Source organism: Serratia sp. CC22-02 (assembly GCF_900182895.1).
GTDB classification, from domain to species: Bacteria; Pseudomonadota; Gammaproteobacteria; order Enterobacterales; family Enterobacteriaceae; genus Serratia; species Serratia nevei.
Window position 1 is genome coordinate 531320 of the sequence record NZ_FXUD01000002.1, and the last position, 16215, is coordinate 547534.

Annotated in this window: 18 protein-coding genes; 7 read left to right on the forward strand and 11 right to left on the reverse strand. The window is 60.5% G+C overall.

Annotated elements, in window-relative coordinates:
* Positions 1 to 75: 75 nt before the first annotated feature.
* The 4 genes from amyA to QOL81_RS09425 all read right to left on the reverse strand — a co-directional run bounded on the left by amyA (position 76) and on the right by QOL81_RS09425 (position 3378).
* Positions 76 to 1566 carry an alpha-amylase gene (amyA, locus tag QOL81_RS09410; RefSeq protein WP_197658349.1) on the reverse strand — a complete coding sequence of 497 codons (1491 nt, stop codon included), beginning with the start codon at positions 1564 to 1566 and terminating at the stop codon, positions 76 to 78.
* Between the two features lie 112 nt (positions 1567 to 1678).
* Positions 1679 to 2335, reverse strand: coding sequence for a DUF799 domain-containing protein (locus QOL81_RS09415; RefSeq protein WP_197658350.1), 657 nt, complete (start codon positions 2333 to 2335; stop codon positions 1679 to 1681).
* Positions 2332 to 2688, reverse strand: a complete 357-nt coding sequence (locus QOL81_RS09420; protein ID WP_060421091.1) for a DUF4810 domain-containing protein — start codon at positions 2686 to 2688, stop codon at positions 2332 to 2334. Before QOL81_RS09420 ends, QOL81_RS09415 begins: the two co-directional genes overlap by 4 nt.
* 18 nt (positions 2689 to 2706) lie before the next feature.
* Complete coding sequence (locus QOL81_RS09425) at positions 2707 to 3378, reverse strand: CsgG/HfaB family protein (RefSeq protein WP_004939528.1); 672 nt, start codon at positions 3376 to 3378, stop codon at positions 2707 to 2709.
* 481 nt (positions 3379 to 3859) lie between these two features.
* Between QOL81_RS09425 and QOL81_RS09430 the strand changes: the two genes are divergently transcribed.
* Together QOL81_RS09430 and QOL81_RS09435 are read left to right on the forward strand one after the other, a co-directional pair.
* A complete protein-coding gene (locus tag QOL81_RS09430; protein ID WP_080347957.1) occupies positions 3860 to 4765 on the forward strand; it encodes a bifunctional helix-turn-helix transcriptional regulator/GNAT family N-acetyltransferase in 906 nt (301 codons plus the stop codon).
* An 84-nt stretch (positions 4766 to 4849) separates the two neighbouring features.
* A complete protein-coding gene (locus QOL81_RS09435) occupies positions 4850 to 6148 on the forward strand; it encodes an SLC13 family permease (protein WP_070914046.1) in 1299 nt (432 codons plus the stop codon).
* A gap of 77 nt (positions 6149 to 6225) precedes the next feature.
* Here QOL81_RS09435 and bhsA (QOL81_RS09440) read toward each other — a convergent pair whose 3' ends face one another.
* Both bhsA (QOL81_RS09440) and bhsA (QOL81_RS09445) read right to left on the reverse strand, forming a co-directional pair.
* Entirely contained in the window at positions 6226 to 6483 is a 258-nt protein-coding gene (bhsA, locus tag QOL81_RS09440) for a multiple stress resistance protein BhsA (RefSeq protein ID WP_004939517.1), read from the reverse strand.
* 192 nt (positions 6484 to 6675) lie between these two features.
* Complete coding sequence (bhsA, locus tag QOL81_RS09445; protein WP_060421097.1) at positions 6676 to 6933, reverse strand: multiple stress resistance protein BhsA; 258 nt, start codon at positions 6931 to 6933, stop codon at positions 6676 to 6678.
* A 176-nt stretch (positions 6934 to 7109) separates the two neighbouring features.
* Between bhsA (QOL81_RS09445) and QOL81_RS09450 the strand changes: the two genes are divergently transcribed.
* Entirely contained in the window at positions 7110 to 7754 is a 645-nt protein-coding gene (locus QOL81_RS09450; protein WP_049201030.1) for a TetR/AcrR family transcriptional regulator, read from the forward strand.
* Between the two features lie 35 nt (positions 7755 to 7789).
* Here QOL81_RS09450 and QOL81_RS09455 read toward each other — a convergent pair whose 3' ends face one another.
* The 4 genes from QOL81_RS09455 to QOL81_RS09470 form a co-directional block, all read right to left on the reverse strand.
* Positions 7790 to 8608, reverse strand: coding sequence for a MetQ/NlpA family ABC transporter substrate-binding protein (locus tag QOL81_RS09455; RefSeq protein WP_038880058.1), 819 nt, complete (start codon positions 8606 to 8608; stop codon positions 7790 to 7792).
* A 19-nt stretch (positions 8609 to 8627) separates the two neighbouring features.
* Entirely contained in the window at positions 8628 to 9296 is a 669-nt protein-coding gene (locus QOL81_RS09460) for a methionine ABC transporter permease (RefSeq protein WP_033637581.1), read from the reverse strand.
* The gene (locus QOL81_RS09465) at positions 9289 to 10314 is read right to left on the reverse strand and encodes a methionine ABC transporter ATP-binding protein (RefSeq protein WP_033647004.1); all 1026 of its coding nucleotides are present in this window, start codon (positions 10312 to 10314) and stop codon (positions 9289 to 9291) included. The genes QOL81_RS09460 and QOL81_RS09465 overlap by 8 nt, the downstream gene beginning before the upstream one ends.
* Before the next feature lie 264 nt (positions 10315 to 10578).
* On the reverse strand, positions 10579 to 11022 hold the full coding sequence (locus QOL81_RS09470) for an acetyltransferase (RefSeq protein ID WP_015377088.1): 444 nt from the start codon (positions 11020 to 11022) through the stop codon (positions 10579 to 10581).
* Between the two features lie 241 nt (positions 11023 to 11263).
* Here QOL81_RS09470 and QOL81_RS09475 point away from each other — a divergent pair, with 241 nt between their 5' ends.
* The 3 genes from QOL81_RS09475 to QOL81_RS09485 all read left to right on the forward strand — a co-directional run bounded on the left by QOL81_RS09475 (position 11264) and on the right by QOL81_RS09485 (position 13960).
* Positions 11264 to 12136 carry an oxygenase MpaB family protein gene (locus QOL81_RS09475; RefSeq protein WP_070914045.1) on the forward strand — a complete coding sequence of 291 codons (873 nt, stop codon included), beginning with the start codon at positions 11264 to 11266 and terminating at the stop codon, positions 12134 to 12136.
* Positions 12137 to 12299: 163 nt separating this feature from the next.
* Complete coding sequence (locus tag QOL81_RS09480) at positions 12300 to 13403, forward strand: suppressor of fused domain protein (RefSeq protein ID WP_038880072.1); 1104 nt, start codon at positions 12300 to 12302, stop codon at positions 13401 to 13403.
* Between the two features lie 29 nt (positions 13404 to 13432).
* Positions 13433 to 13960, forward strand: coding sequence for a cysteine hydrolase family protein (locus QOL81_RS09485; RefSeq protein ID WP_049201024.1), 528 nt, complete (start codon positions 13433 to 13435; stop codon positions 13958 to 13960).
* 33 nt (positions 13961 to 13993) lie between these two features.
* On the opposite strand, the gene QOL81_RS09490 is transcribed toward QOL81_RS09485, so the two are convergent.
* Positions 13994 to 14869 carry an NAD(P)-dependent oxidoreductase gene (locus QOL81_RS09490; RefSeq protein WP_060421117.1) on the reverse strand — a complete coding sequence of 292 codons (876 nt, stop codon included), beginning with the start codon at positions 14867 to 14869 and terminating at the stop codon, positions 13994 to 13996.
* A gap of 290 nt (positions 14870 to 15159) precedes the next feature.
* Between QOL81_RS09490 and trpS the strand changes: the two genes are divergently transcribed.
* Complete coding sequence (gene trpS / locus QOL81_RS09495; protein ID WP_046686640.1) at positions 15160 to 16167, forward strand: tryptophan--tRNA ligase; 1008 nt, start codon at positions 15160 to 15162, stop codon at positions 16165 to 16167.
* The last annotated feature ends 48 nt before the right edge of the window (positions 16168 to 16215 follow it).

A 16215-nucleotide genomic window follows, 5' to 3' on the forward strand; every position in this document is an offset into this window, starting at 1 on the left:
GTTGATAGCGTAAGTTAGACCCGAAAGGCAAACATTAGTTTTGCCGCCGCGTCATCATTACGCGGCGGCGGGCGCTCACAGGCTGGCGGCCGGCACCCAGACGCTGACGCTGCCGGCGTTGACCGGGAAATGGGCGCTGCCCTGGTCGTCGGTGGTGATCTCCTCCTGACGGTTGCCGAGGAAATCGCGCCAGGCGGTGTGCGCCAAATCGGCGCCCAGCGCGACGGTCTTGCCGCTCTCGCCGCCGTTGGTCAGCACCACTACGCAGCCGGGGGCCTCGGCGGTGCCGGCGCGGCTGAAGGCCACGCAGTGGCTGTCGTCGAAGTAGTCGGCTTGCGGGCCGTTGGCGAAACGCTGGCGGGCGGCGATCAGCTTCTCCAGCTCCGGGATCGCCGGCATGTCAATCTGGTACTCGCCGCCGTCGCGCCCCTTGTCGCGGTAGCTGGCGCCATACAGGTCGGGGTAAAACACGCAGGGCACGCCCTGTTCGCGCAGCAGGATCAGCGCGTAGGCCAGCGGTTTGAACCAGGGTTCCACCGGCGCTTCCAGCGATTGCAACGGCTGGGTGTCGTGGTTGGCGACCAGCGTTACCGCGTGGGCCGGATCGGCGGCGGTCAGGGTATCGGTGAAGATCTGCGCCATGTCGAAGCCGTCGCCCTGTTTCGACGCCTGATGAAACTTCAGGTGCAGCGCCACGTCGAACAGCATCACCTTGCCGTCCACCAGCTCGATGTATTGTTGCAGCGCACTCAGATCGTGCGACCAGTATTCGGCGACGATAAACAGGTCGCGCTGTGCGCTGCCGCGCACGTGATCCGCCCACTCTTTGAAGAACCAGGCGGGAATGTGCTTGGCGGCGTCCAGGCGGAAGCCGTCGCACGGCAGGCTTTCCAACAGCCAGCGCGCCCAGTATTTGAGCTCCTCCGTCACGGCGGCATTGCGGAACTCCACGTCGGCCCCCATCAGATAGTCGTAGTTGCCTTTTTCGTCGTCAACCTGATCGTTCCAGCCGTCGTCGCCATAGTCGTTGGCGATTTTGAACACCCCTTTGTCGTCCGGCTGTTCAACGTAATCGACGCCGCTGAAGCATGTGTAATCCCAGATAAACTCGGAATGCACGCCCTGGCGGCCGGGAAAGGTGAAGCGGGTGTAGGCCAGCGCGTCGAAGCCCTGGTCGTCGATGTCGTTGCGGTTGTTGGCGTCCACTTTGAACACGTGTACCTGTTCTTTCTCGTCCGCGCCAAGCTTGTGGTTGAACACCACGTCGTAGAGTACCCCCACGCCGTGTTCGCGCAGCGTAGTGGCGGCGTGTTCGAGCGCCGCCTTGTCGCCGTATTTGGTGGCTACGCTGCCTTTCTGGTCAAATTCGCCGAGATCGAACAGATCGTAAGTATCGTAGCCGACGGAGTAGCCGCCGGAAGCGCCCTTGTAGGCAGGCGGCAGCCACAGGTCGGTGATGCCTAGTTCGGCCAGGTGCGGGGCGCGCTCGGCGGCCTCCTGCCACAGTTTGCCGCCGTCGGGGTAGTACCAGTGGAAGAATTGCAGCAGGGTGGTTTTTTTCGTCATGAGCCAGCGTCCCGGTTAGCCAGAAGGAGAGGAGCAGTTAAAGCATGGGCTACTTTTGGCAAAAGGGACAAGTTTGGTATAGGCGGCCCGAGAAGGCCGCCCGAGAGATGGCTTAACGCTGGCTGGCGTAATGAGGTGAGCGTGGGCCATAAAGAATGGCGCCGTTCTGACCTGTCGCCGATAACAGACGGGTGTTGGCGATGGCGCCAACATCAAATCCTTTGTCGCTGATGGTATCGGCGATTTGTGAAATCGCGGCGCTGATCACCATGCCCAGCAGGCCTCCGGAGTTGTTGTTGCCTTCGTTGCTGGATGCGGTGGCGGTGCCGGCCCACAGCTGTTTGCCGTTGCGCAAATCGACCAGGCGAGCGGCTACGGTAACGCGGGTTTCGCTGCTGATCACCATGTAGCTGGTGCCGTATTGCGTGACATCCAGATACAGCACGGTGTCGGCGCCGAAAATCTGGTGCAGTTTTTTCGGACTGACGACGCGAATGTCGTTGGCGTTGGTTAGACCGTTTTGCAGGAAGGTTTCCTCCACTACAGCGACCGGCAGCACATAGTAACCGGCCTCGGCCAACGGCAGGGTGGCGCTGGCGAGTACGCTGTGGCTGGCTTTGATATCCGGCGACTGGTTAACCGGCGGCAAGACCAGAATCGACTTCGGCTTGCTCTCATGGAACGCCGCATAATCATAAGGCGTCTGCTTGGCGCAGCCGCTTAGCAACAGGGTGGCGGCAACGCCGAGTAAAGTGAGTACACGCTTCATTTAAAACTCCCCTTATCCCTGGCCATCAGGAAATTCATAAACGGCGCCGATTCCGGGAACAGCGTTTTTTCCGTGTTGAATTCACTCATTGCTTGTCCGTCGTTGCCGGTTTTGCTGTACAGCAGCCCCAGTTGCGCATGCAGACCTGGTGGTACGGCTTTATCCTTGGCGCGGGATTTCTCGACGATCTCTTTCAGCGTGGCGATCTGCTGCTCAGGGCTTTGCCCCTCCTGCTGGTAGTATTGATAGAGAGAAGTTTGGTAGCCATCCCAATTGTAAAGCGTTTTCGGCGCGGCGCAGCCGGCCAGCAGGGTCGCTGCAAACAGCGCCCCGCCCATTTTTTTAGTTATCATCTTTCTGCTTCTATTCCGTTAGTTAGCAGGGCGCCATGCGCCATTTTCGATACCGGTGACCAGGTTATTGACGGCTTCACGCACGGCCAGGTCCAGCACCTTGCCGTTAAGGGTGGAGTCGTAGCTGGCGGTGCCCCCGAAACCGATGATTTCGCGATTGGACAGTTCGTATTCACCGGCGCCCTGAGAGGAAAAGACGACTTCTGAGGTCTGTACGTTTACGACGTTCAGATTGACTTTGGCGTAAGCGACTTGTGATTTACCCCGGCCCAAGATCCCCCACAGCTGATGATCGCCGACTTCTTTACGGCCGAATTCGGTGACATCGCCGGTAATCACATAATTGGCGCCTTTCAGCGTTTGTGCCTTCCCTTTAATGCCGGCTTCAGTTTTCAGCTCTTCCATGTTGGCGCGATCCAGCACGTTGAAACGGCCAGTCTGTTGCAAATGCGTGATCAGGATAGTCTTGGACTGATTGCCCAGTCGATCGACGCCATCGGAGAAGATGCCGTTCATGTAGCTGGAGCGGTTGTCGAATTTACCGACGGCGATAGGGCTGCGTGGGCCCTGATAAGTGGTGTTGTAGGAAGCGACTTTCGGCACTTCCAAAGTGCGAGAAGATTCGGTCGCGCAGCCCGCCAGCAAGGTGACGGAAAGGGCGACGGAACAGACGGCGAGTGATTTTTTCATTGGCGTGCAATCTCTCCATGAGCATAAAACAGCGCGGGAGCAACCCGCGCCCGACGTTGATATAACGAGCGTTGTCGCCGTTATAGAAACGCCGCGATCCTGCCATGAATATGTAACAAATTACAACAATATATCGGCATTAATGCCGCTATTAACATTGTTGTAACCCGTTGGAATGCAATGGATTAGTCTCGATTTTCTCTCTTCATTACAGTGTTTTTCACGATTGTGTATTTTTTGTCTGGGTTATTGTCTTTTTAATCTTAAATACATGGCCATTAATCCTGAAATATTTTAACTAACCAGTTTTTTGTATTGATTAATGTTACGTTTTGCATCAGCTCCTGTGTTATGCCGGGGTTCATGACGGCTTGATGATCCGTTAAGGTAGTGAAAATTAGGTAACACTATCAACCAAGTGTCATTTTTTATCGGTAGCTAATCGGGGATATCAATTGTGAACATCAGGGATTTCAGAGCATTGGCGCGCAGTTTGGTCAGAGAATTCGGCATGTTGAACAAGCAGAGCAACGGCTCGCGCTTTTCGCCGCTGCAGATCCATCTGATGATTGAAGTCAGCGAGCAGCCGCTGGGCGTCACCGAGCTGGCGGCCCGGCTTTGCATCGACAAAGCCAGCGCCAGCCGGGCGCTGCGCAGCCTGGTTGCCGCCGGTGTGATAGAAACGGTGGATCATCCGGATGACAAGCGGCACAACCTGCACCGGCTGAGTAAAAAGGGCGGCAAGGCGCTGGCCGGCATCGAGAGCGACGCCGACGGTTTTATGCAGGCGGCGCTGGCGCAGTTGGACGACGATGAGCTGGCGAGTACCACCGCGGCGATGAAAAAGATGACCGCGGCGCTGCGCAGCGCGCGCAAACAGCGCGACGCCAACCTGCGGGTGCGGCCGATTGCCGCGCGCGACGATGCGGCGATGGCGGCGATCATTCGCGATGTGTTTCGCGAGTACGGCATGGACAAGATGGAAGGCGTCAGCCTGCACGATCCGGATCTCGATCGTCTGACCGGTCTGTATCGCGACAACGGCGGCCATTACTGGGTGCTGGAGCGGGACGGGCAGGTGGTGGGGGGCGTCGGCATGGCGCCGCTGGCGGGCGAAGAGCCCGGCTATTGCGAGCTGCAAAAGCTGTTCTTCAAACCCGGCGCGCGTGGGCTGGGCATGGCGCGCTATATGGTGGTACAGGCGCTGAAGGCGGCGCGGGCGGCGGGGTATCGCTACTGCTACCTGGAAACCACCGAACAGTTGAAAGAGGCGATCGGGTTGTACTACGCGCTGGGATTCACGCTGCTGACGGAACGGCGCGGCAACACCGGCCATCACGGCTGTAACGTGTGCATGCTGAAAAATCTGAAGAACGACGATATGTGAGCGGTTTCAAGGTTAGCGCCCGCGCCTTGTGCCACCCTGTTAACCGTTTGATAACAATCACAACGTTTTATCAGGGAGGAAACTATGTTGGGGGATCCGATGGCGCTGTCCGCGCTGGTCACGCTGGTGGTCATCGCGCTATGGGCCAGCGCCCGCTTGCCGGAGTATTTGGTCGCGCTGCTGTTCTTCGCGGCGGTGATGGTGTTGCAGCTGGCGCCCGCCGCGGTGACCTTTTCCGGTTTCGCGTCTTCCGCATTCTGGCTGGTGCTTAGCGGTTTCGTGCTGGGCACCGCCATCCGCAGCACCGGTTTGGCGGATCGCCTGGCCAACCGGCTCTTGCCGCACCTGGCCGGCTCCTGGCCCCGCCTGGTGGGCGGGGTGGTGGCGATAAGCTACGCGCTGGCGTTTGTCATGCCTTCCAACATGGGGCGCATTACGCTGCTGATGCCGATCGTCATGGCGTTGGCCGATCGCGCCGGTCTGGCTGAGGGCTCGCGCGGCCGCATCGGTTTGGCGCTGGCGGTGGGGTTCGGCACTTTCCAGCTCTCCGCCAGCATCCTGCCGGCCAACGTGCCCAATCTGGTGATGAGCGGCGCGGCGGAAAGCGCCTACGGCAGCCACTTCGCCTATCTTTCTTACCTGCTGTTGCACGCCCCGGTGCTCGGGTTCGCCAAAGGCGCGCTGCTGACGCTGTGCATCTGCGGCCTGTTCCGTGCGCGGCCGCAGCCGGTGACGGCCGAGGCGGCGCAAACCCCGCTCAGCGCCGCCGAATGGCGGCTGATCGCGCTGTTGGGCGCCACGGTGTTGCTGTGGATGACCGACAGCTGGCATGGCATCGCTCCCGCCTGGATCGGGTTGGTGGCGGCCTGCGTTTGCCTGTTGCCGCGCATCGGATTTCTCAACGGCGAGCAGTTCGCCGCCGGGGTTAACGTGCGCACCTGCATCTACGTGGCGGGGATCCTGGGGCTGACCGCGCTGGTCAGCCACTCGGGGCTTGGCGATCGGCTGGGCGGTGCGCTGTTGGCGATGATGCCGGATCTGCACGGCAAACCGTTCACCGCATTCGGTTCGCTGGTGGGGATCACCGCATTGCTGAATTTTGTGGTGACCGCCAACGGCGTGCCGGCGCTGTTTACCCCGCTGGCGCAGGCGTTGTCTGCGGGCAGCGGCTTGCCGCTGCTGACGGTGCTGATGACCCAGGTGATCGGTTACGCCACGCCGCTGCTGCCGTATCAGGCTTCGCCGATCGTGGTGGCGATGGGGATGGGCAAAGTGCCGGCGCGTGAAGGGTTGAAGCTGTGCCTGCTGTTGGCCGCGCTCAGCTTTGCGCTGCTGGTGCCGCTGGATTATCTGTGGTTCAGACTGCTGGGGTGGATCCCGTAAACCGACCGGCGCGTTGGTGGGCAGATAAAACAAAAGGCGGCCTGAGCCGCCCTTTTGCGCGATTGCCGGTGTGGCAATTAATTGTAGATGATCGCGGTACCGTGCAGTTTGTTGTCGCCGGTGGTTGCGATGATCTGGAAGGATTTGGCGCCGGCTGCGTCGGCTTTGGCCGCCAGTTTGTTTTCCAGGCTGCTCAGGTCGGACGCACCGCTGACGGTGACGACGCCGGCTTTTTGCAGATCGGCCGGTTGAGCGTTGACCAGTTCGGCGGCGAAGCTGCCGAAGGAGACGGAAGCCAGTGCGATGGCGGCGATGGTCATTTTCAGGTTTTTCATAGTCTTATTTCCTATCTGTGTTCTTTACAATATTTGTTTGGTAAGGTCGCTAAATTAATTAACGATCGATAATTTAATGTTAGATGCCGGTTTGACAGATTGCAAGTATTTTTTTAATGCTCGTTAATTAATTTTTTTTACGCCCTGGCGTTGTGAGCAAAAGAACAGGCAATCTGTTGGCTTAATGCGTTGTTATTGATAGATTTCTGCAGTGCCGTGCAGCTGGTTGTTACCGCCGGCGCCGATGATGCGGAAGGATTTTGCACCGGCCTGATCGGCTTTGGCTGCCAGGCTGCTTTCCAGCGAGGTCAGATCGGATGCGCCGCTGACGGTGATGACGCCCACTTTCTGCTGGTCAGCCGGTTGGCTCTGGACTAAATCGGCGGCGAAGCTGCCGAAGGAAACGCTGGCCAGAGTGAGAGCTGCTAAGGTTAATTTTAAGTTTTTCATGATGTTATTTCCTTTCCGATAACGGTGAATAGAGGGTTTTAATCCGCTTCGCTAATTTATCTTAACGATCGATAACTAAATGCTAATAGGTTCTCGACGAGGGCGCAATATTTTTTTATAATGATCGTTAAGTTATTTGTGCTAACCCTGCTGTGGAGCGGGATAGGAGAGGAACGATGAGCATCAATGAAACGGTCTGCGGCAAAAAAAGCCGTGGCAGACCGAAACAATTTGATCGCGACCGGGCGCTGGAAAGCGCGCTCGATCTGTTCTGGCGGCACGGTTATGAAGCTACCTCGCTGGCCGATCTGGTGGAAGTGACCGGCGCCAAGGCGCCAACGCTGTATGCGGAATTCGGCAACAAAGAAGGGATGTTCCGCGCGGCGGTGGAGCGCTATCTGCAGAAATATACGGTTTGCGCCAACCAAATGCTGGAGCAGGATCTGCCGGTGGCCGAGATCGTCGAAGCCTACGTGCGTTCTTCCGCCGAGGTGTTTACCGACCCTGACACGCCGTCAGGTTGCTTTATGGTGTGCGCCTCCGCCGCGCTGTCGTCGGCGTCCGATGACGTCGCCCAGATGCTGCGCAGGAAGCATCATGCGCAGGAAGCGGCGCTGAAGGCCTGCTTCGATCGCAAGGTGCAGCAGGGCGAACTGCTGGCGAAAACCGACACCGCGCTGCTGGCGAAATACGTGATTTGCACCATTGAAGGCATGTCGGTGCAGGCGCGTGAAGGGGCAAGCCGGAGCGATCTGCTGCGGTTGCTGGAGGCGTTGATGCTGGTGTGGCCGCGGCTCAGCCAGATTGGCAATAAGGTGTAACAACCGGCCCGGCTTTTACCGGGCCGTGTAACCCATTACTGATTGACCGGGATCACCGCACCCTGGTATTTCTCGCGGATAAAGTCCTGAATCGGTTTGGAGTGCAGTACCTTGACCAGCGCCACGATCTCCGGTTTGTTCACGTCGGCCTTGTGCACGGTGATGATGTTGGCGTACGGGTTGTTTTCGCCGCTTTCGACCGCGATCGGATCTTTGGTCGGATTCAGCCCGGCGTCGATGGCGTAGTTGGCGTTGATCACCACCGCGTCGCCTTCGTCGTTGTTGTACATTTGCGGCAGCAGCGCGCCCTCAACGTTGGCCTGGAACTTCAGGTGTTTCGGGTTTTCCACCACGTCGCTGATGCGCGCGTCCACTTTGCTCACCCCCGGCTTCAGCTTGATCACGCCTTCCCGTTCAAAAATAGACAGGATGCGGCCTTCTTCCGCCACCGCGTCGCGCATGATGATTTTGCCATTTTCCGGCAGATCTTTCAGGCTCTTGTACTTCTTCGAGTAGATGCCGATAGGCTCAATATGGATCGCGCCGGCGCTGACGAAGTCGTAGCTCTTGTCGTCGGCGTGGTCTTTCAGCACCGAGTTCAGGTAAGGCACGTGCTGGAAGTAGTTGGCGTCGATGTCGTGGCTGGCCAGCGCGGTGTTCGGCAGGATGTAGTCCTGGAAGCGCTTGATCTGCAGATCGATGCCTTCCTTCGCCAGTATCGGCTTGGCCTGTTCGAGGATCTCGGCGTGCGGCACGTTGGAGGCGCCGACCACCAGCTTGGTCGCTGCCGTGGCGCCAAAAGAGGCGAGGGTGGCGACGGAGGCGAAAGCCAACATCAGTAGGTGCTTTTTCATCATCGTTTTCCTTGGTTAATTAACGTTTATCGAGCGTTCTTGTCAGGGTGTCGCCGATGAACTGAATGACGAAAACGATCAGCAGAATCGTCAGCGTCGCCACCAGCGTCACGTCACTGTGGTTGCGTTGGAACCCTTCCAGATAGGCCAGGTTGCCCAGGCCACCGGCGCCGATCACCCCGGCCATCGCGGTGTAGCTCACCAGCGCGATCAGGGTGACGGTGATGCCGGAAACCAGCGCCGGCGAGCTCTCCGGCAGCAATACGCGGAAAATCAGGGTGCGGTTTTTGGCGCCCATCGAGCGCGCCGCCTCGATCACCCCTTTGTCGACCTCGCGTAGCGCGATCTCCACCAGCCGGGCGTAGAACGGCGCTGCGCCGACGATCAGCGCCGGCAGGGCCGCGTCCGCGCCGAGAATGGTGCCGATCAGCGATTTGGTGAACGGGATCAGCAGCACGATCAGAATGATGAACGGAATGGAGCGGAAGACGTTGACCAACACGGAGATCAGCGAGTAGACCGCCCGGTTCTGCCACAGCTGGCCCTTCGAAGTTAAAAACAGCAGCACGCCGAGCACGATGCCCAGCACCAACGTGGCCAAACCGGCGATGCCGGTCATGTACAGCGTTTCCCAAGTGGCGTCCCACAGTTGATCCAGACGCAGGTGGGGGAACAGGGATTCAATCATGTTGGATAACCTCGACGGCGATGTCTCTTTCGTGCAGCAGGCTGAGCATGTCGGCGACTTGTTGTTCGTTGCCTTCGGCGTGGATGTACAGTTCGCCGAACGAACCGTTGAGGGTGTGGCTGATCTTGCCGTGCAGAATGTTGATGGTCAGGGCGTAGCGCCGGATCACTTCAGAGATCACCGCCTGATGGGTTTGCACGCCCACGAAGGTCAGCTTGAAAATCGCCCCCGGCAGATGGGCGGTGAGCAGCGGGTTGAAGCTCTCTTCGGTATCCGCATACTGCGACACCTGTTTGACGAACTGCCGGGTGATCGGTTGCTGTGGTCGGGTGAACACGTCGAGCACCGGGCCTTCTTCGACGATGCGGCCGTTTTCCATCACCGCCACGCGGTGGCAGATTTTGCGCACCACGTGCATCTCGTGGGTGATCAGCACGATGGTCAATTTCAGCTGGCGGTTGATGTCCAGCAGCAGGTCGAGGATGGCGTCGGTGGTCTGCGGATCGAGCGCCGAGGTGGCCTCGTCGCACAGCAGCACGCTCGGGTTATTGGCCAGCGCGCGGGCTATGCCGACGCGCTGTTTCTGGCCGCCGCTGAGCTGCGACGGGTAGGCGTCTTCGCGCCCCTGCAGGCCGACCAGCGCGATCAGTTCCGCCACGCGCGGCGCAATCTGCGCCTTGGGCACGCCGGCGATCTGCATGGAAAAAGCGATGTTTTGGCTGACGGTGCGCGACCACAGCAGGTTGAAGTGCTGAAACACCATGCTGATTTTCAGGCGCGCCTGGCGCAGGTGGCTGCCTTTGGCGCGGGCGATGTCGAAGCCGCCTACGTCAATGCGGCCGCTGGTGGGGGTCTCCAGGCCGTTAAGCAGGCGGATGAGCGTGCTTTTGCCGGCGCCGCTGTAGCCGATGATGCCGTAAATTTGCCCGGCCTCTACCGCCAGGCTGACGTTGTCTACCGCCACGACGCGGCCCTGTGTGCTGTCAAAAGTTTTGCAAACGTTCGAAAGAACGATCATAGCGAAGCGGATCCTTATCGATACTTCACAGCATTCCGTCCAGAGCGCGGTGCGCCGGACAGGGATCGTTCGGCTTTTCTGCGGGGCACAACCCGGCGGGGAGTGGCGGACGGAACCTCTGTTGCGGGTGAATACCGGGCAATCCTACCGAGGGTTTATAGTGACAGGAAGAATGTAAATTCTATTACTTATTCTGATTTGATATATAAAACGGCGGGTGAAACAGGGGGGAGAAAACCGGCCGCAGGGCGGCCGGCGGGAGGGCTAGCGTTTGTCCAGCTTCATGTGCAGCAGCGGGAACGGGTTGCCCTGGCCATCGAGCGGCGAGCGGCCGGTGATGACAAACCCGTAGTGGCGGTAGAAGCCGCTGGCCTGCGGATTTTGCTCGTTCACGTCCAGCTGCAGTTCATCGTGCAGCGTTTCCGCGTGGGTCAGCAGCGCTTTGCCCACCCCTTTGCCGCGCTGATCGGCGTCGATAAACAGCATCTCCACCTTGTTGCCGTTCAGGCCGATAAAACCGCAGGGATGCCCCGGCCGCTCTTCAGCCACCCAGACGTTAACCGCCGGCAGGTAGTCGTTCAGCACCAGCGGGAACAGCTGTGCGATGTTGTCTTCGGTTAAAAAATGGTGAGTGGCGCGCACCGAACGCAGCCAGATATCTGCCAATTGCGCGTTGTCTTCCGCCGCGCGTGCTCTGATGGTAATCATCGAACTCTCTGCTATCTAAGTTGAAGGAAAAAAACTAGATAGAGGTTTTGTGGGGTTAGTGCCGAATTAACGTGGGTTAACGCCCTGCAAAGCGCCTCTGCAGTGGATCGAATAGGCCCGCCTTTCTGCCAGCGGTATAACAACTGTAATTCAGTAAGTTAATGCTTTCAACCGCCGCAGGGCGCAATGGGGCGCCCGCCGCGTGATACACTGGCCGCTGAATGAGCGAGAGGGCAGCAGGATGGAAGCGGTACGCGCAGCGATAGAAAAACAGGTGCTCAGCCTGACCGGGCTGGCGCTCGGCGGCGTCGATTTTGAGAACCCACCGGGCGATCCGGGCTTGTTCGGCCCGCAGTCGGTCATCTGGCAGGTTCATCGCGATTTCACCCCGATGCTGTGCGGCGGCGTCAGCGCCTTGCTGCTGCAGATGCTGCACCCGCTGGCGCTGGCCGGGGTGTGGGATCACTCCAACTTCCGCGAAGATATGATTGGCCGCCTGCGCCGCACCAGCCAGTTCGTGTCGGTCACCACCTTCGGCCCGACCGCCGAGGCGGAGCGGCTGATCGCCAAAGTCAAAGCCATCCATCTGCGGGTGACCGGCGTCGGCAGCGACGGCACGCCTTATGCTGCCAGCGATCCGGCGCTGCTGACCTGGGTACACGTCGCGGAGAGCAGCCGTTTTCTGGCCAGCCACCTGCGCTACCGCAACCCGCATCTTTCCCGCGAGTTACAGGATCAATACTACCGCGAAGCGGCGCGCGTGGCCGCCGCGCTGGGGGCGACCGCAATTCCTCAGTCCTGCGCGGAGGTCGAAGAGTACCTGCAGGCGATGCGGCCGCAGCTGGTCTGCGATGAACGCACGCAAGAGGTGGCGCGCATTCTGCTGAAGGCGCCGGCGCCGAGCGCATTGGCGCGCCCGCTCGGCGGGGTGGTGATGCAGGCGGGCATCGATCTGTTACCCGAGTGGGCGCAGCGGCAGTTCGGTTTTCATCCGGGCGCGCTGCGGCGGCGGCTGGTGCGAACGGGCGCCGCAGGCCTCGGCAAGGTGCTGGGCGCGTCGATGCGCAATGGCTCCTATCAGCGCGCGGTGCGGCGCATCACTCAGCCGTCATGAGCCACAGCCGCTATAATTAACCTTTGTTTATCTTCGTTTACGGACGCTTTTGAGACTTTTACGGGTGATCCGGCCAGTAATGCGTTTTACACTTGGGGGCAAAGCCACATTCCATTTTTGGCGCGCAGCCGATTCTGCCGCGCCCTGACCCTATTGAGGTGATATGAACGAGTCATACGTACTTGCTGAAGTCAGCAATGAGAACCAGACGCTGGTTGCGGTGGTTCAGCAAGATCACCGGGCAGCCTATTTTTATATCTATCCCGCCGAAGCCTACAGCGATCGCTATCAGGTGCGCGCCTGCTGGCTGCGCAACCTGGCCGCCGCGCCGCTGCAGGAAGATCGCGCCGCGCTAGAACAAGGGCAGCCGCCGATGCTGGCGGCGGAGTATTGCCGCAACCTGGAAGGCGAAGCGCCGCTGAACCCGGAAGGGCTGATGGTGGTGTGGAGCGAAAGCGACGACGGCGCGGCCCTGTGGTATTACGGCCAACTGCTGGCGGTGATCCCCGGCTGGAGTCTGTATATCGACCATTCGGTGTGCTATTCCGCCAGCTGCATCAAGGAGAGCCCGTTGGCTTATCCGCTCGGCTCGGCCTCTACCAACACCCAGTATGCGCAGGCGGAGAGCACCCGCCAGTTCTGGCGCAGCTGGCAGCGTGAAGAGGGCAATCCGTGGCCGAAGATGCAGCGCGATTTTCAGGCGCGCTATGAGCCGCATTTTGGCCCTTCGGTGAAGTACTACGCCATCGATCAGGGCAAGTGGCCACCGATGGCCATCACCCAGCACGAGCGCGACGGCATCTATTACTTCCTCACCATGGGGGTGAGCATCCGGCCGATGCCGTGGGTGGAGATCCTGTTCAACGACGAGGCTTCGCGCTATCGCCGCATGGAGATGGCGATCGCCATCGACAGCCAATACATGACCGAAGACAACGCGGTGCAGATGGCCAGTGCGCTGGCCGGTTTCGCGCACGCGCCGTGGGCGCGGCTGACCTGGATCGGCGAAGGGCATACGCTGGAGTCGGACGTGGCGCCGCTGGGCTACGAGGGTTATATTTTATCGTCGTCCTTCTATCCGCATAGTGCGCACCTGGCTCTGCCGCAGCAGTACGGCGATCCGGTGAACCTGTTCTGGGCCAGCCCGGTGTTTACCGCCGAGCGGCAGCTGGCGCACGCCACGCCGAACGGCGGGCACGATCTGGTGAATCGGCTGCGGGAGCAGGGCGTCGACCATATTTTCCGCCCGCGCCAGCCGGTGTGCTGACGCCACTTATCTTCTCTTCGGGAGCCGCCATGACCACCGCGCTGTTGATTATCGATGTGCAGGAAGGATTGTTTACGCCGCCGCCGGCGGATGCTGCGGGCACCGTTGCGCGCATCAATCAGCTGAGCGAGCGCGCCCGCCGGGCGGGCGTGCCGGTTGTCGTCATTCAGCACCACACGCCGGACGACGAGTTGCGGCACGGCAGCGCCGCCTGGCAAGTGCTCGCGGCGCTGAAGGTGGCGCCGGGCGATCATCGGGTGGATAAAACCACGCCGGACTCGTTCCTGCGCACCTCACTGGGCGCGTTACTGATCGCCAACGGTGTATCGCAGCTGGTGGTTTGTGGCTACTCCACGCCGTTTTGCATCGACACCACGGTGCGCAGCGCGGCGGCGCACGGTTATCCGGTGACGCTGGCGGCGGATGCCCACACCTGCCACGACAAACCCTATGCCGACGGTTTGCTGATCCGCACCCACCATAACGAGACGCTGTCGAATATCGAAAGCTTCGGCGTGCCGATCCGCGCCGTTCCCGCGGCGGACATCGTGTTCTGAGAACGGAAAAACGGGGGCCGAGGCCCCCGTTCGTTATTTCAGGCCCGCCCGCCGCGCCGCTACCTTGGCCAGCGCGGCCCAGTCCAGATCCGCATCCCCCTGCGCCATCGCGTCGAGGAAGTTGTCTTTCAGCACCCCGGCGAACGGCATCGGCGTATGGCTGTCGGCCCCGGCGGCCAGCGCCAGCCCGACGTCCTTCAGCCCCAGCGCCAGCCGGAATCCGGCGGGGGAATACTTCTCGGCGGCGATCAGCGCGCCATAGCCCTGATAGGCCGGGGCGGCGAAGACGGTGCTACTCAGCATCTGCAGGTAGTCGGCGCCGGACACGCCGTAGTTGCGCACCAGCGCGCTGCCTTCCGCCATCGCTTCAATGGCGCTGGCCAGCGTAAAGTTGGTGGCGATCTTGACGACGTTGGCCTGCGCCGGATCGGCGCCGAAGTGCCAGGTTTTCTGGCCGAGGGCATCGAACAGCGGCTGCGCTTGCTTCAGTAGCTCGCTATCGCCGGCCGCCAGAATATTCAGCTTGCCGGCGGCGGCCACGTCGACCCGTCCCAGCACCGGCGCGGCGAGATAGCCGATGCCGTGTTCCGCATGCAGCGCCGTCAAACGCTGGGCGAGTTCGACCGAGATGGTCGCCATGTTGATATGCAGCGCGCCCGGTTTCATCCGTTGCAGCAACCCGCTGTCGACCACCACCTGTTGCGTGGCGGCATCGTCGGCCAGCATGGTGATCAGCACGTCGGCATCGGCCAGCTGCTCCGGCCGTTCGGCCTGCTGCGCGCCGGCGCTCACCAGCGGCTGCGCCGCCTGCGGCGAGCGGTTCCATACCGTTAAGGCGAAGCCCGCCTGCAACAGGTTGGCCGCCATGGCGCTGCCCATCCCACCCAGTCCGGCAAATCCGATCTTCATCATGCGCTCCTTTTTCAGGTTGAAGGTTTTACCCTAGCGCGCCAGGCCAGGAACGCAAATGCCGGAGTGTAACGCCGTCTTACGCGCCGGCGGCGGGCTATTGACGCGCTGCCGCTGCGGGTATACCTTGATGGCATGAATATATCGATGCACTCCACCCACAATCAGTCATGGTGGCGCCTCTTCTGAGGCGGCACGAGTATTCACATCTCTTTTTAATGCCGCCGGTTTGGCGGCATTATTTTTTGTGGCGTTGATCCGGCGGTCTACAGACCTTCAGGAGCACTGTCATGAGCTACACCATTCTTACCGGCGATCGCGCCACCGGCCCACTGCATTTAGGCCACTTCGTCGGCTCGCTGCGCCAGCGCGTCGAACTGCAGCACCAGCATAACCAAACGGTGATGGTGGCGGATCTGCAGGGCCTGACCGACAACGGCAACAACCCGCAAAAAATCAGCGCCAACGTGCTCAACGTCGTGGCCGACTATCTGGCGGTGGGCATTGATCCGCACAAGACCACGATCTGCCTGCAGTCGGCGCTGCCGGCGTTGGCCGAGCTGACGATGTACTACCTTAATCTGGTCAGCGTGGCGCGGCTGGAGCGCAACCCGACGGTGAAAAACGAAATCGCCGAGAAGGATTTCGCCCGCAGCCTGCCGGCCGGTTTTTTGATTTATCCGGTCAGCCAGGCGGCGGACATCACCGCCTTTGGCGCCACCCACGTGCCGGTCGGCGAGGATCAGCTGCCGATGCTGGAGCAAACCAATGAGATCGTGCGGCGTTTCAACCACATCGTCGGCCAACCGATATTAACGGAGTGCCAGCCGCTGTTGAGCAACGTCGGGCGTCTGCCGGGGCTGGACGGGCAGGGCAAGATGTCGAAATCGCGCGGCAACGCTATTCAGCTTGGCGCCGGCGCCGACGAGGTGCATAAGGCGGTGATGAGCATGTTCACCGACCCCGGCCATCTCAACGTCAGCGATCCCGGTCGGGTGGAAGGCAACATGGTGTTCACCTACCTGGACGCCTTCTGCGAAGACGCCGCACTGGTGGCGGATCTGAAGGCGCACTATCGGCGCGGCGGGTTGGGGGACGTGAAAATCAAACGGCTGCTGGAGGATTGCCTGCAGAGCTTGCTTGAGCCGATCCGCACCCGTCGCGCCGAATTCATCGCCGATAAAGGCGAGCTGACGCGCATCCTGCAGCATGGCACCCGCCGCGCGCATCAGGTCAGCCAGCAGACGCTGCAGCAGGTCAAGACGGCGCTGGGGCTGGACTTCTTCACCCTGGCGTGAGGCGAACGCCGGGGCGGCACGCGTCACGCCCCGGCCATAAAACGATCA

What these genes read in the sequence shown, in the direction of transcription:
- QOL81_RS09470 (WP_015377088.1), bottom strand. Translation starts at nt 11,022, where the DNA reads ATGATTACCATCAGAGCACGCGCGGCGGAAGACAACGCGCAATTGGCA.
- QOL81_RS09435 (WP_070914046.1), top strand. Translation starts at nt 4,850, where the DNA reads ATGTTGGGGGATCCGATGGCGCTGTCCGCGCTGGTCACGCTGGTGGTC.
- QOL81_RS09450 (WP_049201030.1), top strand. Translation starts at nt 7,110, where the DNA reads ATGAGCATCAATGAAACGGTCTGCGGCAAAAAAAGCCGTGGCAGACCG.
- bhsA (WP_060421097.1), bottom strand. Translation starts at nt 6,933, where the DNA reads ATGAAAAACTTAAAATTAACCTTAGCAGCTCTCACTCTGGCCAGCGTT.
- QOL81_RS09415 (WP_197658350.1), bottom strand. Translation starts at nt 2,335, where the DNA reads ATGAAGCGTGTACTCACTTTACTCGGCGTTGCCGCCACCCTGTTGCTA.
- QOL81_RS09490 (WP_060421117.1), bottom strand. Translation starts at nt 14,869, where the DNA reads ATGAAGATCGGATTTGCCGGACTGGGTGGGATGGGCAGCGCCATGGCG.
- QOL81_RS09485 (WP_049201024.1), top strand. Translation starts at nt 13,433, where the DNA reads ATGACCACCGCGCTGTTGATTATCGATGTGCAGGAAGGATTGTTTACG.
- QOL81_RS09455 (WP_038880058.1), bottom strand. Translation starts at nt 8,608, where the DNA reads ATGAAAAAGCACCTACTGATGTTGGCTTTCGCCTCCGTCGCCACCCTC.
- amyA (WP_197658349.1), bottom strand. Translation starts at nt 1,566, where the DNA reads ATGACGAAAAAAACCACCCTGCTGCAATTCTTCCACTGGTACTACCCC.
- trpS (WP_046686640.1), top strand. Translation starts at nt 15,160, where the DNA reads ATGAGCTACACCATTCTTACCGGCGATCGCGCCACCGGCCCACTGCAT.
- QOL81_RS09420 (WP_060421091.1), bottom strand. Translation starts at nt 2,688, where the DNA reads ATGATAACTAAAAAAATGGGCGGGGCGCTGTTTGCAGCGACCCTGCTG.
- QOL81_RS09460 (WP_033637581.1), bottom strand. Translation starts at nt 9,296, where the DNA reads ATGATTGAATCCCTGTTCCCCCACCTGCGTCTGGATCAACTGTGGGAC.
- QOL81_RS09465 (WP_033647004.1), bottom strand. Translation starts at nt 10,314, where the DNA reads ATGATCGTTCTTTCGAACGTTTGCAAAACTTTTGACAGCACACAGGGC.
- bhsA (WP_004939517.1), bottom strand. Translation starts at nt 6,483, where the DNA reads ATGAAAAACCTGAAAATGACCATCGCCGCCATCGCACTGGCTTCCGTC.
- QOL81_RS09475 (WP_070914045.1), top strand. Translation starts at nt 11,264, where the DNA reads ATGGAAGCGGTACGCGCAGCGATAGAAAAACAGGTGCTCAGCCTGACC.
- QOL81_RS09480 (WP_038880072.1), top strand. Translation starts at nt 12,300, where the DNA reads ATGAACGAGTCATACGTACTTGCTGAAGTCAGCAATGAGAACCAGACG.
- QOL81_RS09425 (WP_004939528.1), bottom strand. Translation starts at nt 3,378, where the DNA reads ATGAAAAAATCACTCGCCGTCTGTTCCGTCGCCCTTTCCGTCACCTTG.